Here is a 19,640-nt window from a genome sequence, read left to right as displayed (position 1 = left end):
GGAGACAAGTCAAATGGCTGTACAACAGAATAAAAAATCACGTTCAAAGCGCGGCATGCGCCGTTCACACGATGCATTGAGCACAGCTCAATTATCTGTAGACGCTACTAGCGGTGAATTACATCTACGTCACAACGTGACTGCTGATGGTTTTTACCGCGGTAAAAAGGTTATCAACAAGTAATTTGTTGCTAATCTTATGACGGATCTGACGCTCGCGTTAGATGTGATGGGGGGCGATAATGGCCCCCTCGTCACAGTGCCTGCAGCCTTGCAGGCACTGAAATTCAATTCTCAACTATCCATTATTCTTGTCGGTAATCAAACCGAAATAGATCCTTTCCTAGTTGATATTGATAGTGCTATTCGTGCACGTATTCAAATTATTCATACCACTGAAGTTATCACCATGTGTGATAGACCTATTCAAGCTATTCGTTCGCGCAAACAAAGTTCAATGCGTTTGGCGTTAGAATTAGTTAAAGATGGTAAAGCCCAAGCGTGCGTTAGTGCCGGTAATACTGGTGCATTAATGGCATTGGCCAAAATTTTACTTAAAACGCTTCCTGGGGTTGATAGGCCCGCTTTAGTGAGTTGCTTACCTGCAGTAACAGGTAAACCTGTTTATTTATTAGATCTTGGCGCAAATGTATCATGTGACTCTGAAACGTTATTTCAGTTTGCAGTCATGGGATCAGTGTTATGTGAAGCAGTCCATAAACGCGCAAGACCAAAAGTTGCATTACTGAACGTCGGCATCGAAGACGTGAAGGGCAACGATCAAGTCCAGCAAGCTGCTCAGTATTTATTGGATACAGAACAAGTCAATTACACCGGTTTTATTGAAGGTGATGAAATATTCACCGGAACGGTTGATGTCATTGTTTGTGATGGCTTTGTTGGCAATATCACGTTAAAAACATCAGAAGGCATTGCTAAGCTGTTAGTCCACCAATTAAAACGTGGCTTAACGCAAGGTTTATTCGTTCGGATGTTGTCTAAACTCCTCGCTCCACGTATACAATCAGTGCTCAGTAAGATGAACCCCGACCACTACAATGGCGCAAGTCTGATAGGATTGCGCGGAATAGTAGTAAAGAGTCATGGAAACGCTGATGAAGCGGCTTACTTACAAGCAATCAATTTAGCTGCTACAGAAGCAAAACGTCGTCTTCCGGAAATGATTAAAGATCGTTTGGAGACGATTCTTTTAGACATCAATAGCTGATCTCATTATATGCAAACAAAAATTCTCGGAACTGGTAGTTATCTGCCGGTGCAAGTTCGTAGTAATCACGATTTAGAAAAAATGGTCGACACTTCAGATCAATGGATTGTGGAGCGTACAGGTATTTCTGAACGACGTATTGCAGCAAAAGACGAAACTGTTACTACATTAGGTTATCAAGCCGCATTAAAAGCGCTAGAAATGGCAGGGATTGAAGCCAGTGAACTAGACATGATTGTCTGTGGTACCACAAGTGCTAGCAATGCTTTTCCTGCTGCAGCCTGTGAAATTCAAAAGTTACTCGGCATTCATACTATTCCTGCGTTTGATATTGCTGCAGCGTGCTCAGGTTTTGTTTATGCATTATCTATTGCAGACCAGTTTGTAAAAACAGGTGCCGCTAAAAAAGTATTGGTTATCGGCGCAGATGTATTATCACGTTTGTGCGATCCTGAAGATCGTACTACTGTCATATTATTTGGCGATGGTGCTGGTGCAGCCGTGATTGGTGCAAGTGAGCAACCAGGTATTATTTCGACTCATATTTATGCTGATGGCCGTCAAGGTGATTTATTAAAATGTTCTTTCCCGCCAAGAGCTGCAGAATCATCAGAAGCCGTTAGTTTTATGACTATGAAAGGTAATGATGTTTTCAAGTTTGCAGTCACTCAGCTTTCGCATGTTGTGACTGAAACATTACGTATTAATAATATTGATAAATCAGAAATTGATTGGTTAGTGCCTCATCAAGCAAACTTTAGAATTATTAAAGCTACAGCTAAGAAACTGGATATGAGCTTAGATAAAGTGGTATTGACGTTAGCTAAGCATGGTAATACTTCAGCTGCATCGGTTCCGATTGCTCTGGATGAAGCCGTCAGAGATGGCCGCATTCAACGTGGTCAATTAATCTTGCTAGAAGCGTTTGGCGGCGGTTTTGCATGGGGCAGTGCGTTAGTTAGGTTTTGATTTAACCTGCTGGTTAGATTCTAGATTTATCGTTAAAACGTCAGTAAGATAATTAATATTTTGAATAGAGACTCATTCATTAACTGTTCTAATATTACTTGTCAGTAAAGTTAGCGCTTTATATAGACGACAGACGAATAATTTCATTTTTCATGAACGAATAAAGGTAATAAAAATAATGGAAAATATGGCTTTTGTTTTTCCTGGTCAAGGTTCGCAAGCCGTTGGCATGTTAGCTGATCTTGCTGCGGATTTTCCGGTTGTCACTGAGACATTTGCACAAGCAAGCGAAGTATTGGGTTATGACCTTTGGGCGCTAACTCAAGATGGACCCGCTGAAAAGTTAAATGAAACAGATAAAACTCAACCTGCATTATTAACCGCAAGTGTGGCTATTTTCCGCGCTTATCAAGCAAGCGGTGCGGCTCAACCTGCTTTATTAGCAGGCCATAGCTTAGGTGAGTACTCCGCGCTGGTATGTGCTGGTGTGATTGATTTTGCAGATGCTATAAAATTAGTCGAGCTTCGTGGTCAACTCATGCAACAGGCTGTTCCAGCAGGCACAGGTGCGATGTTTGCTATTATCGGTTTAGATAATGATGCAATCGCTAAAGCTTGTGAAGAATCAGCCAATGGCGCAGTGGTTAGCCCGGTTAACTTTAATAGTCCTGGCCAAGTCGTTATCGCTGGTGAAAAAGAAGCGGCAGAAAGAGCTGCGGCTGCGTGTAAAGCGGCAGGGGCCAAAATGGCAGTAGCATTACCAGTGAGTGTGCCGTCTCATTGTGAACTGATGAAGCCTGCAGCTGAGAAGTTAGCGATAGCATTAACCGAACTGACTTTTAATGAGCCTAAAATTAGCGTGATAAATAATGTTGATGTTGCCACGCCAACTGCGGCAAGTGACATTAAAGATGCTTTAGTTCGCCAGTTATATTGCCCTGTGCGTTGGAGCGAATCGGTCGAGCTAATGGCAAGTAAAGGCATCACAGATTTAGTAGAAATGGGCCCAGGTAAAGTCTTAACGGGTTTAACAAAAAGAATTAATAAATCATTAAAGGGGCATGCGGTAAACAATGCAGCGTCTTTATCTGCTTTAATCCAATAAGGAATTTTCATGAGCATTAGCTTTAATTTAACCGGTAAAGTTGCATTAGTCACCGGCGCAAGTCGTGGTATTGGACGTGCAATCACTGAAACCTTGGTCGAAGCCGGCGCAGTTGTTATTGGTACTGCTACCAGTGAAAAAGGTGCTGCGGCGATTCAAGAGTACCTTGGCGACAAAGGTCACGGTCTAGTATTAAACGTTACTGATAAAGAATCAGTTGCACAATTATTCGCCCAGATCAAAGAAAAAGCCGGTGATGTTGATATTCTTGTAAACAGCGCGGGTATCACTCGTGATAATTTATTAATGCGAATGAAAGATGATGAGTGGCAAGATATCCTTGATACTAACTTAACGTCGCTATTTAGATTATCAAAACCTGTAATGCGCTCAATGATGAAAAAACGTAATGGACGCATCATTAACATCGGTTCAGTTGTTGGTACCATGGGCAATGCAGGCCAAGTAAACTACTCTGCAGCTAAAGCTGGTTTGATCGGATTTACAAAATCTCTTGCAAGAGAGGTTGCATCTCGTCAAATAACAGTGAATGCTATTGCACCAGGTTTCATACAAACTGACATGACAGATGAGCTAACTGAAGAACAACAGCAAGCTATCATGTCACAAGTTCCAATGGAGCGTTTAGGGCAGGCACAAGAGATTGCTAACGCAGTATTGTTCTTAGCATCTGACTCTGCTGCTTACATAACGGGTGAGACCCTGCATGTAAATGGTGGAATGTACATGGTTTAATCGCCTTCAAAGGCATCGACTTTTATTGAATCTGGTTTGATATCAAAGTATGATAATTTTCGTGGTTAGACCACGAAAACTAAGCTTGCATTGTCAGCTGGATCGAATAAACTACTCGCAATCTTACGCAAGTGTGTAATTTGAATAGGAAAGAAAACTAATGAGCAACATCGAAGAACGTGTAAAGAAAATCATCATTGAGCAACTTGGCGTTAAAGAAGAAGACGTTAAATCAGCTGCATCATTCGTAGACGATTTAGGTGCAGATTCTCTGGACACTGTTGAATTGGTTATGGCTCTAGAAGAAGAGTTTGATACCGAGATCCCTGATGAAGAAGCTGAAAAGATCACTACTGTTCAAGCAGCGATCGATTACGTTTCAAAAAATCAGTAATCCCAGATTCACAAAAACAGGTGGCATTTATGCCGCCTGTTTTTGTTTCTGAAGTCGATACTTTTCGACTAGACTTAATTTCCAAGCGTTAATCCTTCAGCTCCATCCTTATCTACTCAATGCTAAATGTACCCGTACAAAGTCATTGATGATGGATTAACCAATATTGTTTATTATTGGCTTATGCCTATTTATTTCAAAGGTGAATACTGTGTCTAAACGTCGTGTTGTCATTACAGGCCTAGGACTAGTTACTCCAGTGGGTAACGATGTCGATTCTTCTTGGCAGTCTTTATTAGCGGGTAAAAGTGGTATTGCGCCCATTACCAAATTTGATGCAACTGAATTCAGTACGCGTTTCAGTGGCTCTGTAAAAGATTTTGACGTCGAGCAGTACTTATCGCGTAAAGATGCGCGCAAAATGGACTTATTTATCCAATACGGCATGGCTGCTGGTATTCAAGCCATGAACGATGCTGGTTTGGATATGGAAAAAGAAAAACCTTCACGAGTGGGAACTGCAATTGGTGCGGGAATGGGGGGGATGCCATTAATTGAGCAAAACCACGCCGCACTTTTAAAAGGTGGTCCGCGTAAGGTTTCTCCATTTTTTGTCCCAAGTACTATTATCAATATGATAGCAGGGCACTTATCAATCAAATATGGCATGACAGGCCCGAATTTTGCTGTAACAACCGCTTGTACTACTGGTGTGCATAACATTGGTTTTGCAGCGCGCACCATTGCATATGGTGATGCCGATGTGATGGTTGCAGGCGGTGCAGAAGATGTGACCTCACCACTTGCAGTCGCAGGTTTTGGCTCGGCTAAAGCGTTATCGACTCGTAATGACGATCCACTTGCTGCAAGCCGTCCATGGGATAAAGACCGTGATGGCTTTGTTATTGGTGATGGTGCTGGAGTGATGGTCATGGAAGAGTATGAACATGCAAAAGCACGTGGTGCCAAAATTTATGCTGAACTTGTTGGGTTTGGCATGAGTGGCGATGCTTTCCATATGACTTCACCTCCAGCAGATGGTGCAGGTGCTGCTGCTGCAATGGTTAATGCTATCAATGATGCGCAAATTGAAAATGAAAAAGTGGGCTACATTAATGCTCATGGCACATCAACACCAGCAGGTGACAAAGCAGAAGCTGCAGCGGTTAAATCAGTATTTGGCCCTCATGCTTATGATTTATTAGTCAGTTCGACTAAGTCTATGACGGGGCATTTATTAGGTGCTGCGGGCTCAGTTGAAGCTATTGTTACTATTTTGGCATTACGTGATCAAATCGTACCGCCAACCATTAATTTAGATAACCCAGATGAAGGTTGTGATTTGGACTTTGTTGCCCATAAAGCAAAAGAGCATACATTTGACTACGCATTATGTAATTCATTTGGTTTTGGTGGCACTAACGGCTCGCTTTTATTCAAAAAAGCGGATTCGTAGCGTAAAGCACATCTTAAAATATGCCATAAATCAGTTTTGAATTATAATTAACATTCAAAATGAATACATAATAAAAGCAGTAACTTCGGTTACTGCTTTTTTGTATTTGCTGTTTAATAGATTCGTTCCTTTATTATCGAAACGTGGATATTTTCGAGGATAAATAACAATTCAATAATATAATGACTAAATTATTACAAAGCTGATTTTTTTAACGTTTTAGGTTTAAAAATATCGTAAACTGAGTCTAGATGATTCATTTAGGAGGCTGTATGGCCGGTATTGATAGAGAAATAACCTTACGATTTTTGGCCGAACCCGCAGATGTTAACTTTGGCGGCAAAGTGCACGGCGGTGCGGTAATGAAATGGATTGATTTGGCGGCTTATGCTGGCGCGGCAGGTTGGAGCGGGAAATACTGTATTACGGTTTATGCTGGCGGTATTCGTTTTGTGAAACCTATTCATGTTGGCAATATTGTCGAAGTGAGCGCTAAAGTAATTTATACCGGTACATCATCAATGCACTTAGGTATTGATGTAAAAGCGGGCGATCCTAAAGAACCTGAACGCCATTTAACCACCCATTGTATTGTGATCATGGTTGCGGTTGATGATGATGGTAAACCAACTTCTGTACCTGAGTGGATCCCACAAAATGAAGACGATGTTCGTTTAAGAGACTCTGCATTAAGATTAATGGATATGCGTAAGCGTATTGGCGCAGAAATGGAAGCGCACGTTAAACCTGCACTGTAATTATAAAACCATTAAAATAATAAGAAGGATAATATGGCAAAGGTAGCATTTATCGGACTTGGTGTTATGGGATACCCAATGGCGGGTCATCTTGTCAAACAAGGCCATCAAGTCACTGTGTACAATCGTACAACGGCGAAAGCGGAAAGGTGGACTCAAGATTATCAAGGTGAGTTCGCGTTAACGCCAGCTTTAGCTGCAAAAGATAAAGATATTGTATTTACCTGCGTTGGTAATGATGATGACTTAAGACAAGTTATTTTAGGCGACAACGGTGTTATTCACGGTATTAATCAAGGTGCTGTACTCGTCGATCACACAACAGCATCAGCGGATGTGGCACGTGAAGTTGCTGCTTTGTTAGCTGGCCAAAATGTCGAGTTTTTAGACGCACCTGTTTCTGGTGGCCAAGCTGGGGCTGAAAATGGTGTGCTGACCGTGATGATGGGCGGGAAAGAGTCGGTTTTCAATCAAGTCAAACCCGTGATTGAATCTTATAGCCGCTGTGCTGAATTATTAGGTGATGTTGGCGCTGGTCAATTAACTAAAATGGTTAATCAAATCTGTATTGCAGGTGTGGTGCAGGGGCTCGCTGAAGGGCTCCATTTTGCTAAAAGTGCTGGTTTAGATGGTTTAAAAGTGGTTGAAGTTATCAGTAAGGGAGCAGCACAAAGTTGGCAAATGGAAAACCGTTACCAAACCATGTGGCAGGGCGAGTATGACTTTGGGTTTGCGATTGATTGGATGCGTAAAGATTTAGGTATCGCCCTTGAAGAAGGTAGACGTAATGGCAGCCATCTTCCCGTCACTGCATTGGTCGATCAGTTTTATTCAGAAGTGCAGTCAATGAAAGGTAATCGCTGGGACACTTCAAGTTTATTGGCTCGATTAGAGAAAAACCGTTAATGCTTCACTAGTGTTAATTAAGCTGTATTAGCACTGCTAGATTAATGCGTTTAAATTACTTATAGCTAGATAATATTGTCAGATAAAACAGCCAGTTAAAATTGGTAAATAAAAGCTCGTCACCATCTAGGGACGAGCTTTTTTGCATTTATATGCCGATTTGATTTTAAATCTTCAAACCAATCATTAGTTTATCGAGTTCTTCAGCCGTCGTGTTTAGCTCATTACAACCAGATACTGATAAATTGGCCGCTTCCTCAACATTATGGGATTGATTTCTAATTTCCATTAAATTAGAGGCTATTTCATTTGCGACAGCTGATTGCTCCTCTGCTGATGTAGCGATTAATACGCTCATCTCAAACACTTTACCACTATGATGGGCAATGCTTTCTAAATCGTCACCAGTTTGAAGGACATGCTTTTTACCTTCTTCTGCTTGTTCAACGGTCCGAGACATAACTTGTGTTAGGTTCTGAGTACCAGATTGTAAAGCTTCAATCATGGTTTTAATTTCTACCGTGGCAGATTGTGTTCTACCTGCAAGAGTACGAACCTCATCGGCAACGACAGCAAACCCACGACCTTGCTCACCCGCACGTGCAGCTTCAATAGCAGCATTTAAGGCAAGTAAGTTGGTTTGTTCAGAAATGGCATTAATTGTGGTTACAACTGCATCAATTTTACTGGCATTGTCATTTAATTCATTCACAGCGTCTGAAGCGCCAGCAATTTCAGTTGAAAGTAAATCAATGGCTTGCACTGTGGTTTCAATGTCGTTAGACCCTGCTGTAACCTGATTATTCGCCTCTTGAGTCTCTGCTGAAGATTGTTCTGCATTACGGGCCACTTCTTTAACGGCTGCAGTCATTTCCTCCATGGCTGTAGCCAGTGAGTCCAAATGTTGACGTTGATTAACAGCGACAGTTTGACCCTCTTCAGCCGTGTTTCTAAATGAATGTACTACATGCCTAATTTGCTCAGTAGCATGAGTCATTTGAACGACAAGTTTGTGTTGCCTGTCAACCAATTCATCAACACTAATAGCCAGCAAACTAAATTCATCGGGGACTTCGAAAAAGTTTAATCGACTAGTTAAATCGCCTTCAGTTGCTCTACGTAGCGCCATCACAGTGGTATATAACGCGCCGCCGATAAACGTTGAGATGTAATAAGAAAAGAACAAAATAATTGCAATAATCAACACCATTAATAAATAGGCCAAATTATTATCGCCGCTGGTTTTATCATCGATAGTTTTGTGCGCTATTTGAGTGGTGATAACAATATCGTGAGAATTAACATTACTAAAGACATTAAAGCCTTGGCCTGTTTCGAGGGAACCGCCACCTTGACGTGCGATTTGTTGTTCTTGGCGAGAAAGCGTATCAATATTAACCGCTCGGCTTGAGCCATTTAAGTCAGATAGGAAAGCTTGTTGTTTATCTTGTTCAAGAAAATCTAAGGCAGCTTCAACTGCATGATTATAAGTATTGTTAAGAGATATAGCTTCTTCAATTTCAGCTTCAGCTAAGGTCGTTTTAAAACTGCTTGTCAATGTAAAAGTCAGCAATAAAATCAATGCAATCGGAACAATCGCCAATATTGTGAATTTGGATTTAATGGATAATTTAATTAAAAATTGATCAATCCATCTAAACTTTACTTCTTTCATTTTGGCCTCTTGTTTTATACGCGCTATGTCGTTATATCGGATAATACTGATTAAACTTTAGATGGAGTTTTGTTAAAGGCAATAATGGCTGACGGATTAATTGCTACTGGCTTGTATATATTGAATTATTCATAAAATTATACTTTTAGGGGTATAAGATTTTTTAGCGTTTGATAAATTTCAATTTACATGAGGCTAACTCATGATAACGCAGGAGTTTACTGGTTTAAATTGCAATAAATGCTAGTAAAATAAGCCTAGGTCACGTAAAATCCCATCTTTTGTTTTAACCCCATGCTTTAGGTTTAATTTTACATTTATGCCTAGACTAAATATGTCGTCTATCCTTAGACGCCCAAACGCATTTGATATGCAAGAATGCAGTGGAAGAAATAATGCAGCAGTTAACTGAGATCGTAGAACAAGCCTTAGAAATAATAGGTAAGGCCAGTGATCTAAAGGCATTGGATGATATCCGTGTCGATTACCTTGGTAAAAAAGGTAAGATCACTGACATGATGAAATTGATGGGTAGCTTAAGTCCAGCAGAAAAACCTGCCTTTGGACAAGCAGTCAACAAAGCTAAACAAGCGGTACAGAAAGAACTTTCTGAGCGTATTGAAGGCTTAAAGTCTGCAGAATTAGAAGCGCAACTTATCGCTGAACAAATCGATGTTACCTTACCAGGTCGTACAATTGAATTGGGTGGCTTGCACCCAGTGACCCGTACTATCGAACGTATTGAAACTTTCTTTGGCGAGTTAGGATTTTCGGTTAAGAACGGTCCTGAAATTGAAGATGATTTCCATAACTTTGATGCATTGAACATTTCAGAGCACCATCCGGCTCGTGCAGATCATGATACTTTCTATTTTAACCCTAAAGTAATGCTTCGTACGCAAACTTCAGGTGTTCAAATTCGTACTATGGAACACGAAAAACCGCCTTTACGTATTATTTCTCCTGGCCGTGTTTACCGTAATGACTATGATCAAACTCATACGCCAATGTTCCACCAGGTGGAAGGGCTGTTAGTTGATGAGAAAGTTAACTTTGCTGAGCTAAAAGGCATTTTGCATGACTTTTTGCGTAACTTCTTTGAAGAAGACTTAGAAGTCCGTTTCCGTCCATCTTACTTCCCATTTACTGAACCTTCTGCAGAAGTGGATGTTATGGGCAAAAACGGTAAGTGGCTAGAAGTGTTAGGTTGCGGCATGGTGCACCCTAATGTCCTTCGCAGTGTCGGTATTGACCCTGAAAAATACTCTGGTTTTGCTTTTGGTATGGGGGTTGAGCGTTTAACAATGCTGCGTTACGGCGTAAATGATCTACGTGCCTTCTTCGAGAACGATTTACGTTTTCTTAAGCAATTCAAATAACGGAGCAATATAAAGATGAAATTCAGTGAATCTTGGCTTCGTGAGTGGGTTAACCCATCAGTAAGTCGTGACGCGTTATCACACCAAATTACAATGGCTGGTCTTGAAGTAGACGGCGTTGACCCTGTAGCCGCCGAATTTAGCGGTGTTGTTGTCGGTGAAGTGGTTGAGTGTGGTCAGCATCCCGATGCTGACAAATTGCGTGTAACCAAAATTAGTGTCGGTGAAGAAGAGTTAATCGATATCGTTTGTGGTGCACCAAATTGTCGTTTAGGTCTTAAAGTTGCTGTTGCTATGGTAGGTGCTGTTTTACCTGGTGACTTTAAAATTAAGAAAGCTAAATTACGTGGTCAACCATCATTTGGTATGTTGTGTTCGTACGGTGAATTAGGTATCGACATCGAAAGCGATGGCATTATCGAATTACCGACAGATGCTCCAATTGGTAAGGATGTTCGTGAATACCTTGACCTTAACGATGCGGTGATTGACGTTGATTTAACGGCAAACCGTGCAGATTGTTTAGGCATGGCTGGTCTTGCGCGTGAAGTTGGCGTATTAAACCGTGAAGCAGTAACAGAGCCAACTTGGGAAGCAGTAGCTTCGACTATCGACGATAAAGTTGCGATTAATGTTATCGATGCACAAGCATGTCCTCGTTACTTAGGCCGTGTAGTTAAAAACGTTAACCTTGCCGCAGCAACTCCATTGTGGATGCAAGAGAAACTGCGTCGTAGTGGTATTCGCTCAATTGATCCAATTGTAGATATTACTAATTACGTATTAATTGAATACGGTCAGCCAATGCATGCATTTGACTTAGCTACCTTAGCGGGTGCTATTCAAGTTCGCTTAAGCGACGGCGTAGAGAAATTAACGCTTCTAGACGGTAATGAAGTTACTGTGCCTAGTGATACATTAGTGATTGCAGACGACAGCGGTTCAATCGCGTTAGCCGGCGTATTTGGCGGTGAAAAAACCGGTGTTACCACTAAAACTCAAGATATTCTTTTAGAGTGTGCATTCTTTGCGCCTCTTGCGATTATGGGTAAGTCACGCCGCTTAGGTCTTCATACAGACGCTTCACACCGTTTTGAGCGTGGAGTAGACCCTGAACTACAACATAAGGTTATGGATCGTGCTACTCGTCTAGTATTAGACATTTGTGGCGGCGAAGCTGGCCCTGTTGAAGAAGCTGTGACTGAAGCTCACTTGCCTAAGCCTGTTGAATTGACATTACGTCGCAGCAAGCTAGACAAAATTCTCGGCCATCATATTCCTGATACTGACGTGACTGAAATTCTTGAGCGTTTAGGTTTCAATGTCACCGCTAATGCTGAAACGTGGGATGTTGTCACTGCAACTTATCGTTTTGATATGGCGATTGAAGAAGATTTGATTGAAGAAGTGGCTCGCATCTACGGATATAACAATATCCCTAATATCGCGCCTGTAGCTTCATTAACCATGTCTGATCACAAAGAAGCTGATATTTCACTACGTAAAGTACGTAATGTTTTAGTCGCACGTGGCTTCCAAGAAGCGGTGACTTACAGCTTTGTTGATCCTAAGCAACAAAATCTGGTTCACCCTGATGCGCCAGCGATGATTTTACCGAATCCTATTTCGGTTGAAATGTCAGCGATGCGCCTCTCTATGTTCACTGGATTATTGACGTCAGTTGGTTATAACCAAAGCCGTCAACAAGGTCGAGTGCGTTTATTTGAGACTGGTTTACGCTTTGTCCCTGATGCAGAAGCAGATTCTGGTGTTAGACAAGAAGCAATGATTGGTGCGGTGATTTCAGGTGTTCAAAATGACGAACATTGGTCAATGGATTCAAAAACTGTCGACTTCTTTGATTTAAAAGGTGATTTAGAATCAATTATCGGCTTGACAGTTTCGACTTCTGAATTTACTTTTAGAAGTGCAACACATTCTGCTCTTCATCCGGGGCAATGTGCTGAAATACTAAGAAATAATCAGGTCATTGGTATCATTGGTGCTGTCCATCCTAGTTTGGAAAAGCCTTTTGGACTGAATGGCAAAACAATTATTTTTGAGTTAGAACTGGACGCTTTACTGCATGCCAGTTTGCCGCTAGCCCAGACTGTATCTAAGTTTCCTGCAAATCGACGTGATATTGCTGTTGTTGTTGAAGAAGAAGTTTCTGCAACTAATGTTATGAATTTGATAAGAAAAGTTGGCGAAAATCAGTTGGTTGGCTTAAACTTGTTCGACGTATACCGAGGTAAAGGTGTTGAAGCAGGCAAAAAGAGCCTAGCAATAGCACTTACATTACAAGACATTACTCGTACGCTTGAAGAAAAAGATATAACCGAAACTGTTGATTCAGTTGTATCTGCACTTAAGACCGAGTTCAACGCATCGTTGAGGGACTAAAAGTATGGCACTTACCAAAGCCGAAATGGCAGAACATCTTTTTGAAACGCTGGGCATGAACAAACGTGTTGCCAAAGAGATGGTTGAGTCTTTCTTTGAAGAAATTAGAGAAGCACTCGAAAGTGGTGAGCAGGTCAAGTTATCTGGCTTTGGAAACTTTGATCTGCGCGACAAGAATCAAAGACCGGGAAGGAACCCAAAAACTGGTGAAGATATTCCAATTTCAGCTCGACGTGTTGTGACGTTCCGTCCAGGACAAAAGTTGAAAACTCGAGTTGAAGAATCGAACTCGGCTAAGAAATAGTTTCGCTTTATTCAAAAAGCCACTCAATTGAGTGGCTTTTTTGTTTTCTAAAATTAATTAATCACTACTCCTGATGTTGGAGAGGTAAAAATATCGTGCTGTGAGTAGTAGAAAATTGTTATTATATGTCTTTGGCTCCGCTATTCATTTCACTGCGCTGATGTAATTTTGAGGTTTCTTTTGGCTAGACAAGCAAAACATTTCGATCGTCGATTTACTCTTTCTTTGTTACACCCTCGATATTGGGGTACTTGGTTTGTCATTCTGATTTTATTCATTTTTGGCATTATGCCGGCTTGGCTACGCGATCCCATTTCGCGACTCCTCGCCAAGCTTGTAATGTCGATTGCTAAAAAACCAATTAATATTGCACGAATTAATATGCGTACTTGTTTTCCAGATAAGCCAGAAGCAGAAATTGATGCCTTGATTAAAGACAATGTCGATATGTTTGTTCTAACATTAATGTCGCAAGCTGAGTTGTTACTGCGCTCTAATGAACATATTAAAAGTCGTGTCACGATTGAAGGTTTTGAACATGTCGAAGCTGCAAGACAAGCAGGGCAGCCGATGATTTTTATCATGCCTCATGTTTGGCCAATCGATTATGCTGGGATCAGGCTTAATATCGAACTGCCGATGGTGACAATGGCAAAAGCTCACAGGAATGGCTTGTTTAACTGGTTTAGCAACCGTCTACGTAGTAGTCAAAACGGTCGTGTTTACATGCGAGAGGCGGGTATACGTGCTCTAATCAGCGAATTAAGACAAGATAATAGTTTCTTTTACCTGCCAGATGAGGATTTAGGCCCAGAACAAAGCGTTTTTGCGCCATTACTGGGGACTGTTAAAGCAACACTGCCAGTGGTTGGCCGTTTAGCTCAAGCAGGAAAAGCGCAAGTACTGCCAGTTAAAATTGGTTATGACAAACAGGCGCGACAGTTTAATTTAACCGTAATGCAGGCAGTAGACCCAGAAGATATGCAAGGTAAGGATAATGAAGCCATTGCCCTTAACAAAATGGTTGAACAAGTTATCAATGCATATCCTGAGCAATACATGTGGTTTTTAAAGTTTTTGAAAACAAGACCAGATGGCGAGAGTAAACTGTATTAAATCCTACAGTCAGTGATTTGTGCTGTTGTAAGTGATAGCTGTATTTCAATCACTTTAACCAATATTAAAATTAAATTGAAAAGGCACAAAAGATGAATCTTTTGTGCCTTTTTAATATGTATCTTATAGCCCATCAATGATAAATAATGGGTTATTCAGAGAAGTAAAACCAACCTTGATTGATAAACTCTGTGAGTATTAATAGTAAAGCGGGGTGGTGACTCCAAGTCGATAACATTGGTTGACTGATTGAATGCTCATTAGCGATGACCTTGATAATATCTGCATCGATGCCTTCAACACTAACTACTTCACCATTCACATAGAGATGGGCTTGTGTATCCGCCTCAAGTGTTAATACTTTTAAACCACCAATACGTTGCATACTTGCACCGTCTTCAATGGCTTCAATCATATCTTCAACCGAAATAGGTTGCTCGAATGGATTAAGGTCAAGTTCAAAGCGATTTTGACTAAGCAACTTACCTAACATTGTTTGATACTGATTCGGGTTATTTGCTAGCTCAGCTAACAAGTTCATCATACCTTGTTGCTGCTGTTGGCTAACAATGCCTTTATTGGCTTTTTCTTCAGTTGAAATAAATCGCTGTTTACCCGCGTTATTGTCAATTAAAGAGTCAGCAAGTTCAGTTAATAGCTCTTGCTGACTAGGGGCCCTAAAACCAATGGAGTAACTTAACGCCAGTGTTAACGTTTCGCCGCAATGTGGGAAGCCTGGCGGGATATAAAGCACATCGCCTTTGGTTAATACCACATCAATAATGGGTTCAAAGTCATCGACTAATGGGCTGTTTTTATCGCCACCTCGTTGTTGATGGTTGCCAATATCACCCACTTGCCAGCGACGCTCACCTTCACCCTGAATGATAAACACATCGTAATTATCAATATGAGGCCCAACACCACCTTTAGGGGTTGCAAATGACACCATTAAATCGTCAAAACGCCAATCTGGTAAGAAACGAAATGCTTCAACTAATGGCTGTGACTCCGGGTACCAATGGTTAACGGCTTGAACTAACAGTTGCCAGCCATCTTCACCGTATTCATCAAAATCTTCGAATGGTCCTTGAACCACATTCCAACCCTGAGATTGCGTTTGCACAATACGTGAAGAAATATCTTCTTCCATGGCTAAACCCGCTAGTTCATCTGCAGAAATAGGATCTTCGAATGCATTGAAGGCATTTTTAATCACAATAGGTTTTTTTTGCCAGTTTTCACGTATGAATTCAGCAGTATCAAAATTTAATGTATACATAATTGTAAAAAAGGCGACAGCTCATAAGAGGTGTCGCCATTCCTTATTCTACAAACAAGTGACTTTTATAAATAATTTTATATAAGCATTTGTTTGGAAGATTATTTTAACTCGTCAACAAATGCTTCTGCACGGCCGATGTAGTTAGCTGGTGTCATTGTTTTAAGCTCTGCTTTGACACTGTCAGGCAGTTCTAAACCATCGATGAATAAAGCAAGTTGCTCGCCATCAATACGCTTACCACGTGTTAGCTCTTTTAATTTTTCATATGGCTTTTCAATACCATAACGACGCATTACTGTTTGTACCGGCTCAGCCAATACTTCCCAGTTTTTGTCGAGCTCTGCTAACAGGTTAGCTTCGTTAACTTCTAACTTGCTGATGCCTTTCATCGTTGCTTGATAAGCAATCAACGAGTGGGCCATACCAACACCTAGGTTACGTAAAACCGTAGAATCCGTTAGATCACGTTGCCATCTTGAAACTGGTAACTTAGCGGCTAAATGCTGCATAAGTGCATTTGCAATGCCCAAGTTACCTTCAGAGTTTTCGAAATCAATTGGGTTTACTTTATGCGGCATGGTAGAAGAACCAATTTCGCCAGCAATAGTACGTTGCTTGAAGTGACCCATTGCAATGTAACCCCAAATATCACGATCGAAATCGATTAGGATGGTGTTAAAACGTGCAACAGCATCAAAAAGTTCGGCAATGTAATCATGCGGTTCAATTTGAGTCGTGTAAGGGTTCCAGTTAATGCCAAGACTTGTCACAAAACGTTGTGACAACTCATGCCAGTTAACTTCAGGGTAAGCTGAGATGTGTGCATTATAGTTACCTACTGCACCATTGATTTTACCCATGATTTCAACTGCGTTGATTTGGTTTAGTTGACGCTCTAAACGCACAGCAACGTTAGCCATCTCTTTACCTAAGGTCGTTGGTGAAGCTGGTTGACCGTGAGTACGAGACATTAGCGGTACTGACTTGTTATCAGCTGCTAATTTTTTAATAGCATCAACAATTTCTAAGCACTGTGGTGCTAACACTAATTCACGCGCTTCTTTAAGCATTAGTGCGTGAGACAAGTTGTTAATGTCTTCTGAAGTACAAGCAAAGTGAACAAATTCGTCAATAGCCACTAATTCAGCGTTATCAGCAATTTGTTCTTTAATGAAATATTCAACCGCTTTAACGTCGTGGTTGGTGGTTCTTTCAATTGTTTTAACGCGTAATGCGTCTTCTTCGCTGAAGTTATCCTTGATGCTATCCAGTAAAATTAATGCTTCTTCACTGAATGGCGGAACTTCTTCAATCTCTGGGCAGCTTGAAAGTAGTTTTAACCAGTTAATTTCAACCTGAACACGGTATTTAGTTAAACCGAATTCGCTGAAAATGCCTCGTAAAGAGGTGGTTTTGCTACCATAACGACCGTCTATCGGAGAGATAGCAGTCAGTGCAGAAAGATCCATTTGAAGCTCCTTGATGAACTTTTGTTGTAGGGTGATACGATTAATTATTTTTACGGCTGCTAATAGCAGTATCCACAATGGCTTTACGAGCAAAAACCAGATGACGACGTTTGCCACCTAATTGACGCCATAAAACAGCACTACGCATAGCTGATAAAAGTAAAGCACGGATTTTTTGTTGTACTTGCGGTTGTTGCAAGCAAGCTGGATTACCAGAAATTTGTAGTTTAGGCCCAAGTTCACTGATCACATCGCTGTAGATGCTCGCTAAACTCGCCACGATTTGCTCATCAGTAATGGCAAAGTGATGCAGTTGTCGGTGAACTTGGTTAATACGTTCGGCTAACATGCCTAGACCATTGGCCGAACGTGCTAGTTTACGTTCTAGTGCTAGCATGCCAACTAAATAACGTGTTGTTTCAACGTCTTTGCTATTACCATCACCTAATTGATTTTCAATTAGCTGGTAGCCCTTATTGAGCGCTTGTTTATCTTGATAGATATCAGAAATTGAATCTGGCTCTGTCACCATAATAGTGTTTAAACTTGCCGCCATGGCTGCTTCGTCTGACTCCCCATGACGGGCGAGGTGTTGAACTTGAGCAATAGCTTGTAAAATACCTGCGAACGCCATTGTGCGTTCAAATAATACTTGGCTCACGCTCTATCCTCTAATTAAGGTATCGATAATGCCGCCGCCTAAACAGACTTCGCCATCATAGAAAACCGCCGATTGACCTGGTGTTACAGCGGCAACTGGCTCATCAAACATGACTTTGATGTTGTCTTCACCTTCTGTTGTGACAGTACATTTAACATCTTGTTGGCGGTAGCGAGTTTTAACAGTAATGCTTGCTGGCGAACTAGGGCCCTTACGATCAACCCAGTGCAATTGGCTCACAAGCATGCCATGTGACATTAGGCGAGGGTGGTTACCGCCTTGAGCAACTATGAGAACATTACGTAACAAATCTTTCTCAACCACATACCAAGGGTTGTCATTACTATTTTTTAAGCCGCCAATCCCTAAACCTTTACGCTGACCTAGGGTGTGATACATCAAACCTTGGTGAGTACCAATCACTTCACCTTCAGCTGTTTCAATATCACCTGGTTGAGCGGGTAGGTAAGTGCCTAAGAAATCGGTGAATTTGCGTTCACCAATAAAGCAAATACCAGTGCTATCTTTCTTGTCGTGGGTGATGAGCCCCATTTCTTTAGCGATATCGCGTACTTGAAATTTTTCTAATTCGCCAACTGGAAATAAGCTTTTAGCAACTTGCTTGTCACTTAAGGTGTAGAGGAAGTAACTTTGGTCTTTATTGCCGTCAACGCCACGTAGCATTTGGGTGGTGCCGTCTTCGTTATCTCGACGACGCACATAATGGCCCATAGCAATAAAGTCAGCATCAAGAATTTCGTCTGCGAATTCTAAAAATGCTTTGAATTTGATTTCTTTGTTACACATGATATCGGGATTTGGCGTGCGACCCGCTTTGTATTCTTCAAGGAAATGTTCAAATACATTGTCCCAATACTCTGAAGCGAAGTTAACTGTATGCAACTTAATACCGAGTTTGTCACAAACAGCCTGTGCATCTTTTAAATCTTCGGCTGCAAGACAGTATTCATCCGTGTCATCTTCTTCCCAGTTCTTCATAAATAATCCTTCAACCTGATAGCCTTGCTGCATAAGCAGATAAGCTGAAACTGAAGAATCTACACCGCCGGACATACCTACGATGACTTTTTTACCATTTGAATTGGGATTGATTGATGTCATAAAACCTAAAAACCAGTGAATTTACGGATACAAGAGATGATCATGTGGTCGACGTTAGCGCTTTTCAAGTCGCTGTATATATATCGCCAAGTTCTGTTATCAAAACCGGTCATAAAAACCGATGAAAAACATCACGAAAATCTCAAAAATGTGCGGCGCATATTCTATCATGCATTGTTGTTGTCGGCTATGATCTGCAAGTCACTATTAATCAGTGATAATGGGCTGTGAGCTTTATGTAAAAAGTCTTCTATGGATTTAATCACTAACGGGCTTCTAAGCTGATGTTTCCGCTTTTTAATTTCATCCAGAGTGAACCAATGGCAGGCAAGGATATCTTTATCTAAAGGCTGACAAATTATCAGGTTTTTAGTCTCAGCGGCAAAGGTAAAACGCACGAAGGATAATTGTTCATTCGGGCTAAACTGGTAGACGCCGATAATACCGAGAAGCTCGATATCTAGCCCCGTCTCTTCCTTAACTTCTCTTTTACAAGCTTCTGGTATCGATTCTCGCGCTTCAATATGACCTGCAGGTTGATTAAAGCGAGTTTCACCATCAATGATTTCTTCGACAAATAAAAATTTATTTTGGCAATGGATAACACAAGCGACCGTAGTATTAGGTTTATAACGTTCTTTTGTCATTGAACTA

General features: G+C 41.1%; 19 protein-coding genes. 13 read left to right on the top strand and 6 right to left on the bottom strand.

Annotation, left to right across the window (positions count from 1 at the left end):
• Window positions 1-13 precede the first annotated feature (13 nt).
• The 9 genes from rpmF to LMH66_RS12200 all read left to right on the top strand — a co-directional run bounded on the left by rpmF (window position 14) and on the right by LMH66_RS12200 (window position 7,572).
• Window positions 14-184: a 50S ribosomal protein L32 gene (rpmF, locus tag LMH66_RS12240; protein WP_011496728.1), complete on the top strand. Its 171-nt coding sequence runs from the start codon at window positions 14-16 to the stop codon at window positions 182-184.
• Window positions 185-199: 15 nt separating this feature from the next.
• On the top strand, window positions 200-1,228 hold the full coding sequence (plsX, locus tag LMH66_RS12235) for a phosphate acyltransferase PlsX (RefSeq protein WP_229370370.1): 1,029 nt from the start codon (window positions 200-202) through the stop codon (window positions 1,226-1,228).
• 9 nt (window positions 1,229-1,237) lie between these two features.
• Window positions 1,238-2,197, top strand: a complete 960-nt coding sequence (locus tag LMH66_RS12230) for a beta-ketoacyl-ACP synthase III (RefSeq protein WP_102528695.1) — start codon at window positions 1,238-1,240, stop codon at window positions 2,195-2,197.
• Between the two features lie 178 nt (window positions 2,198-2,375).
• The gene (gene fabD, locus LMH66_RS12225; protein WP_229370369.1) at window positions 2,376-3,302 is read left to right on the top strand and encodes an ACP S-malonyltransferase; all 927 of its coding nucleotides are present in this window, start codon (window positions 2,376-2,378) and stop codon (window positions 3,300-3,302) included.
• A 9-nt stretch (window positions 3,303-3,311) separates the two neighbouring features.
• A complete protein-coding gene (fabG, locus tag LMH66_RS12220) occupies window positions 3,312-4,058 on the top strand; it encodes a 3-oxoacyl-ACP reductase FabG (RefSeq protein ID WP_102528697.1) in 747 nt (248 codons plus the stop codon).
• A gap of 160 nt (window positions 4,059-4,218) precedes the next feature.
• On the top strand, window positions 4,219-4,452 hold the full coding sequence (acpP, locus tag LMH66_RS12215; protein ID WP_011496723.1) for an acyl carrier protein: 234 nt from the start codon (window positions 4,219-4,221) through the stop codon (window positions 4,450-4,452).
• Between the two features lie 211 nt (window positions 4,453-4,663).
• Window positions 4,664-5,908: a beta-ketoacyl-ACP synthase II gene (gene fabF, locus LMH66_RS12210; RefSeq protein WP_229370367.1), complete on the top strand. Its 1,245-nt coding sequence runs from the start codon at window positions 4,664-4,666 to the stop codon at window positions 5,906-5,908.
• Window positions 5,909-6,180: 272 nt separating this feature from the next.
• Complete coding sequence (locus LMH66_RS12205; protein ID WP_102528699.1) at window positions 6,181-6,666, top strand: acyl-CoA thioesterase; 486 nt, start codon at window positions 6,181-6,183, stop codon at window positions 6,664-6,666.
• 33 nt (window positions 6,667-6,699) lie between these two features.
• Entirely contained in the window at window positions 6,700-7,572 is an 873-nt protein-coding gene (locus LMH66_RS12200; protein ID WP_229370364.1) for an NAD(P)-dependent oxidoreductase, read from the top strand.
• A gap of 166 nt (window positions 7,573-7,738) precedes the next feature.
• Here the strand turns inward: LMH66_RS12200 and LMH66_RS12195 are convergent, their stop codons facing one another.
• Window positions 7,739-9,247, bottom strand: a complete 1,509-nt coding sequence (locus tag LMH66_RS12195; RefSeq protein WP_229370361.1) for a methyl-accepting chemotaxis protein — start codon at window positions 9,245-9,247, stop codon at window positions 7,739-7,741.
• Between the two features lie 395 nt (window positions 9,248-9,642).
• On the opposite strand from LMH66_RS12195, the gene pheS reads away from it, so the two are divergent.
• The 4 genes from pheS (at window position 9,643) to lpxM (ending at window position 14,449) form a co-directional block, all read left to right on the top strand.
• Window positions 9,643-10,626, top strand: coding sequence for a phenylalanine--tRNA ligase subunit alpha (gene pheS / locus LMH66_RS12190; RefSeq protein WP_229370359.1), 984 nt, complete (start codon window positions 9,643-9,645; stop codon window positions 10,624-10,626).
• A gap of 15 nt (window positions 10,627-10,641) precedes the next feature.
• A complete protein-coding gene (pheT, locus tag LMH66_RS12185) occupies window positions 10,642-13,029 on the top strand; it encodes a phenylalanine--tRNA ligase subunit beta (RefSeq protein ID WP_229370357.1) in 2,388 nt (795 codons plus the stop codon).
• Between the two features lie 4 nt (window positions 13,030-13,033).
• Window positions 13,034-13,333 (top strand): integration host factor subunit alpha, encoded by a 300-nt coding sequence (ihfA, locus tag LMH66_RS12180; protein WP_102528704.1) that lies wholly within the window; start codon window positions 13,034-13,036, stop codon window positions 13,331-13,333.
• 180 nt (window positions 13,334-13,513) lie between these two features.
• Complete coding sequence (gene lpxM / locus LMH66_RS12175) at window positions 13,514-14,449, top strand: lauroyl-Kdo(2)-lipid IV(A) myristoyltransferase (RefSeq protein WP_102528705.1); 936 nt, start codon at window positions 13,514-13,516, stop codon at window positions 14,447-14,449.
• A 151-nt stretch (window positions 14,450-14,600) separates the two neighbouring features.
• Here lpxM and LMH66_RS12170 read toward each other — a convergent pair whose 3' ends face one another.
• The 5 genes from LMH66_RS12170 to LMH66_RS12150 form a co-directional block, all read right to left on the bottom strand.
• Window positions 14,601-15,731 (bottom strand): cupin domain-containing protein, encoded by a 1,131-nt coding sequence (locus LMH66_RS12170; protein WP_229370355.1) that lies wholly within the window; start codon window positions 15,729-15,731, stop codon window positions 14,601-14,603.
• Window positions 15,732-15,832: 101 nt separating this feature from the next.
• Window positions 15,833-17,203 carry an adenylosuccinate lyase gene (gene purB, locus LMH66_RS12165; RefSeq protein ID WP_229370354.1) on the bottom strand — a complete coding sequence of 457 codons (1,371 nt, stop codon included), beginning with the start codon at window positions 17,201-17,203 and terminating at the stop codon, window positions 15,833-15,835.
• Window positions 17,204-17,243: 40 nt separating this feature from the next.
• On the bottom strand, window positions 17,244-17,864 hold the full coding sequence (gene hflD, locus LMH66_RS12160) for a high frequency lysogenization protein HflD (RefSeq protein ID WP_229370352.1): 621 nt from the start codon (window positions 17,862-17,864) through the stop codon (window positions 17,244-17,246).
• A gap of 3 nt (window positions 17,865-17,867) precedes the next feature.
• A complete protein-coding gene (gene mnmA, locus LMH66_RS12155; protein WP_229370350.1) occupies window positions 17,868-18,986 on the bottom strand; it encodes a tRNA 2-thiouridine(34) synthase MnmA in 1,119 nt (372 codons plus the stop codon).
• Window positions 18,987-19,153: 167 nt separating this feature from the next.
• The gene (locus LMH66_RS12150; protein WP_229370348.1) at window positions 19,154-19,633 is read right to left on the bottom strand and encodes an NUDIX hydrolase; all 480 of its coding nucleotides are present in this window, start codon (window positions 19,631-19,633) and stop codon (window positions 19,154-19,156) included.
• Window positions 19,634-19,640: the final 7 nt, after the last annotated feature.

The sequence above is a fragment of the Shewanella sp. 10N.7 genome (assembly GCF_020806285.1).
Taxonomy (GTDB): Bacteria; Pseudomonadota; Gammaproteobacteria; order Enterobacterales; family Shewanellaceae; genus Shewanella; species Shewanella electrodiphila.
The sequence above is the reverse complement of the archived record's forward strand: the minus strand, read 5'-3'. Positions and strand labels throughout refer to the sequence as shown.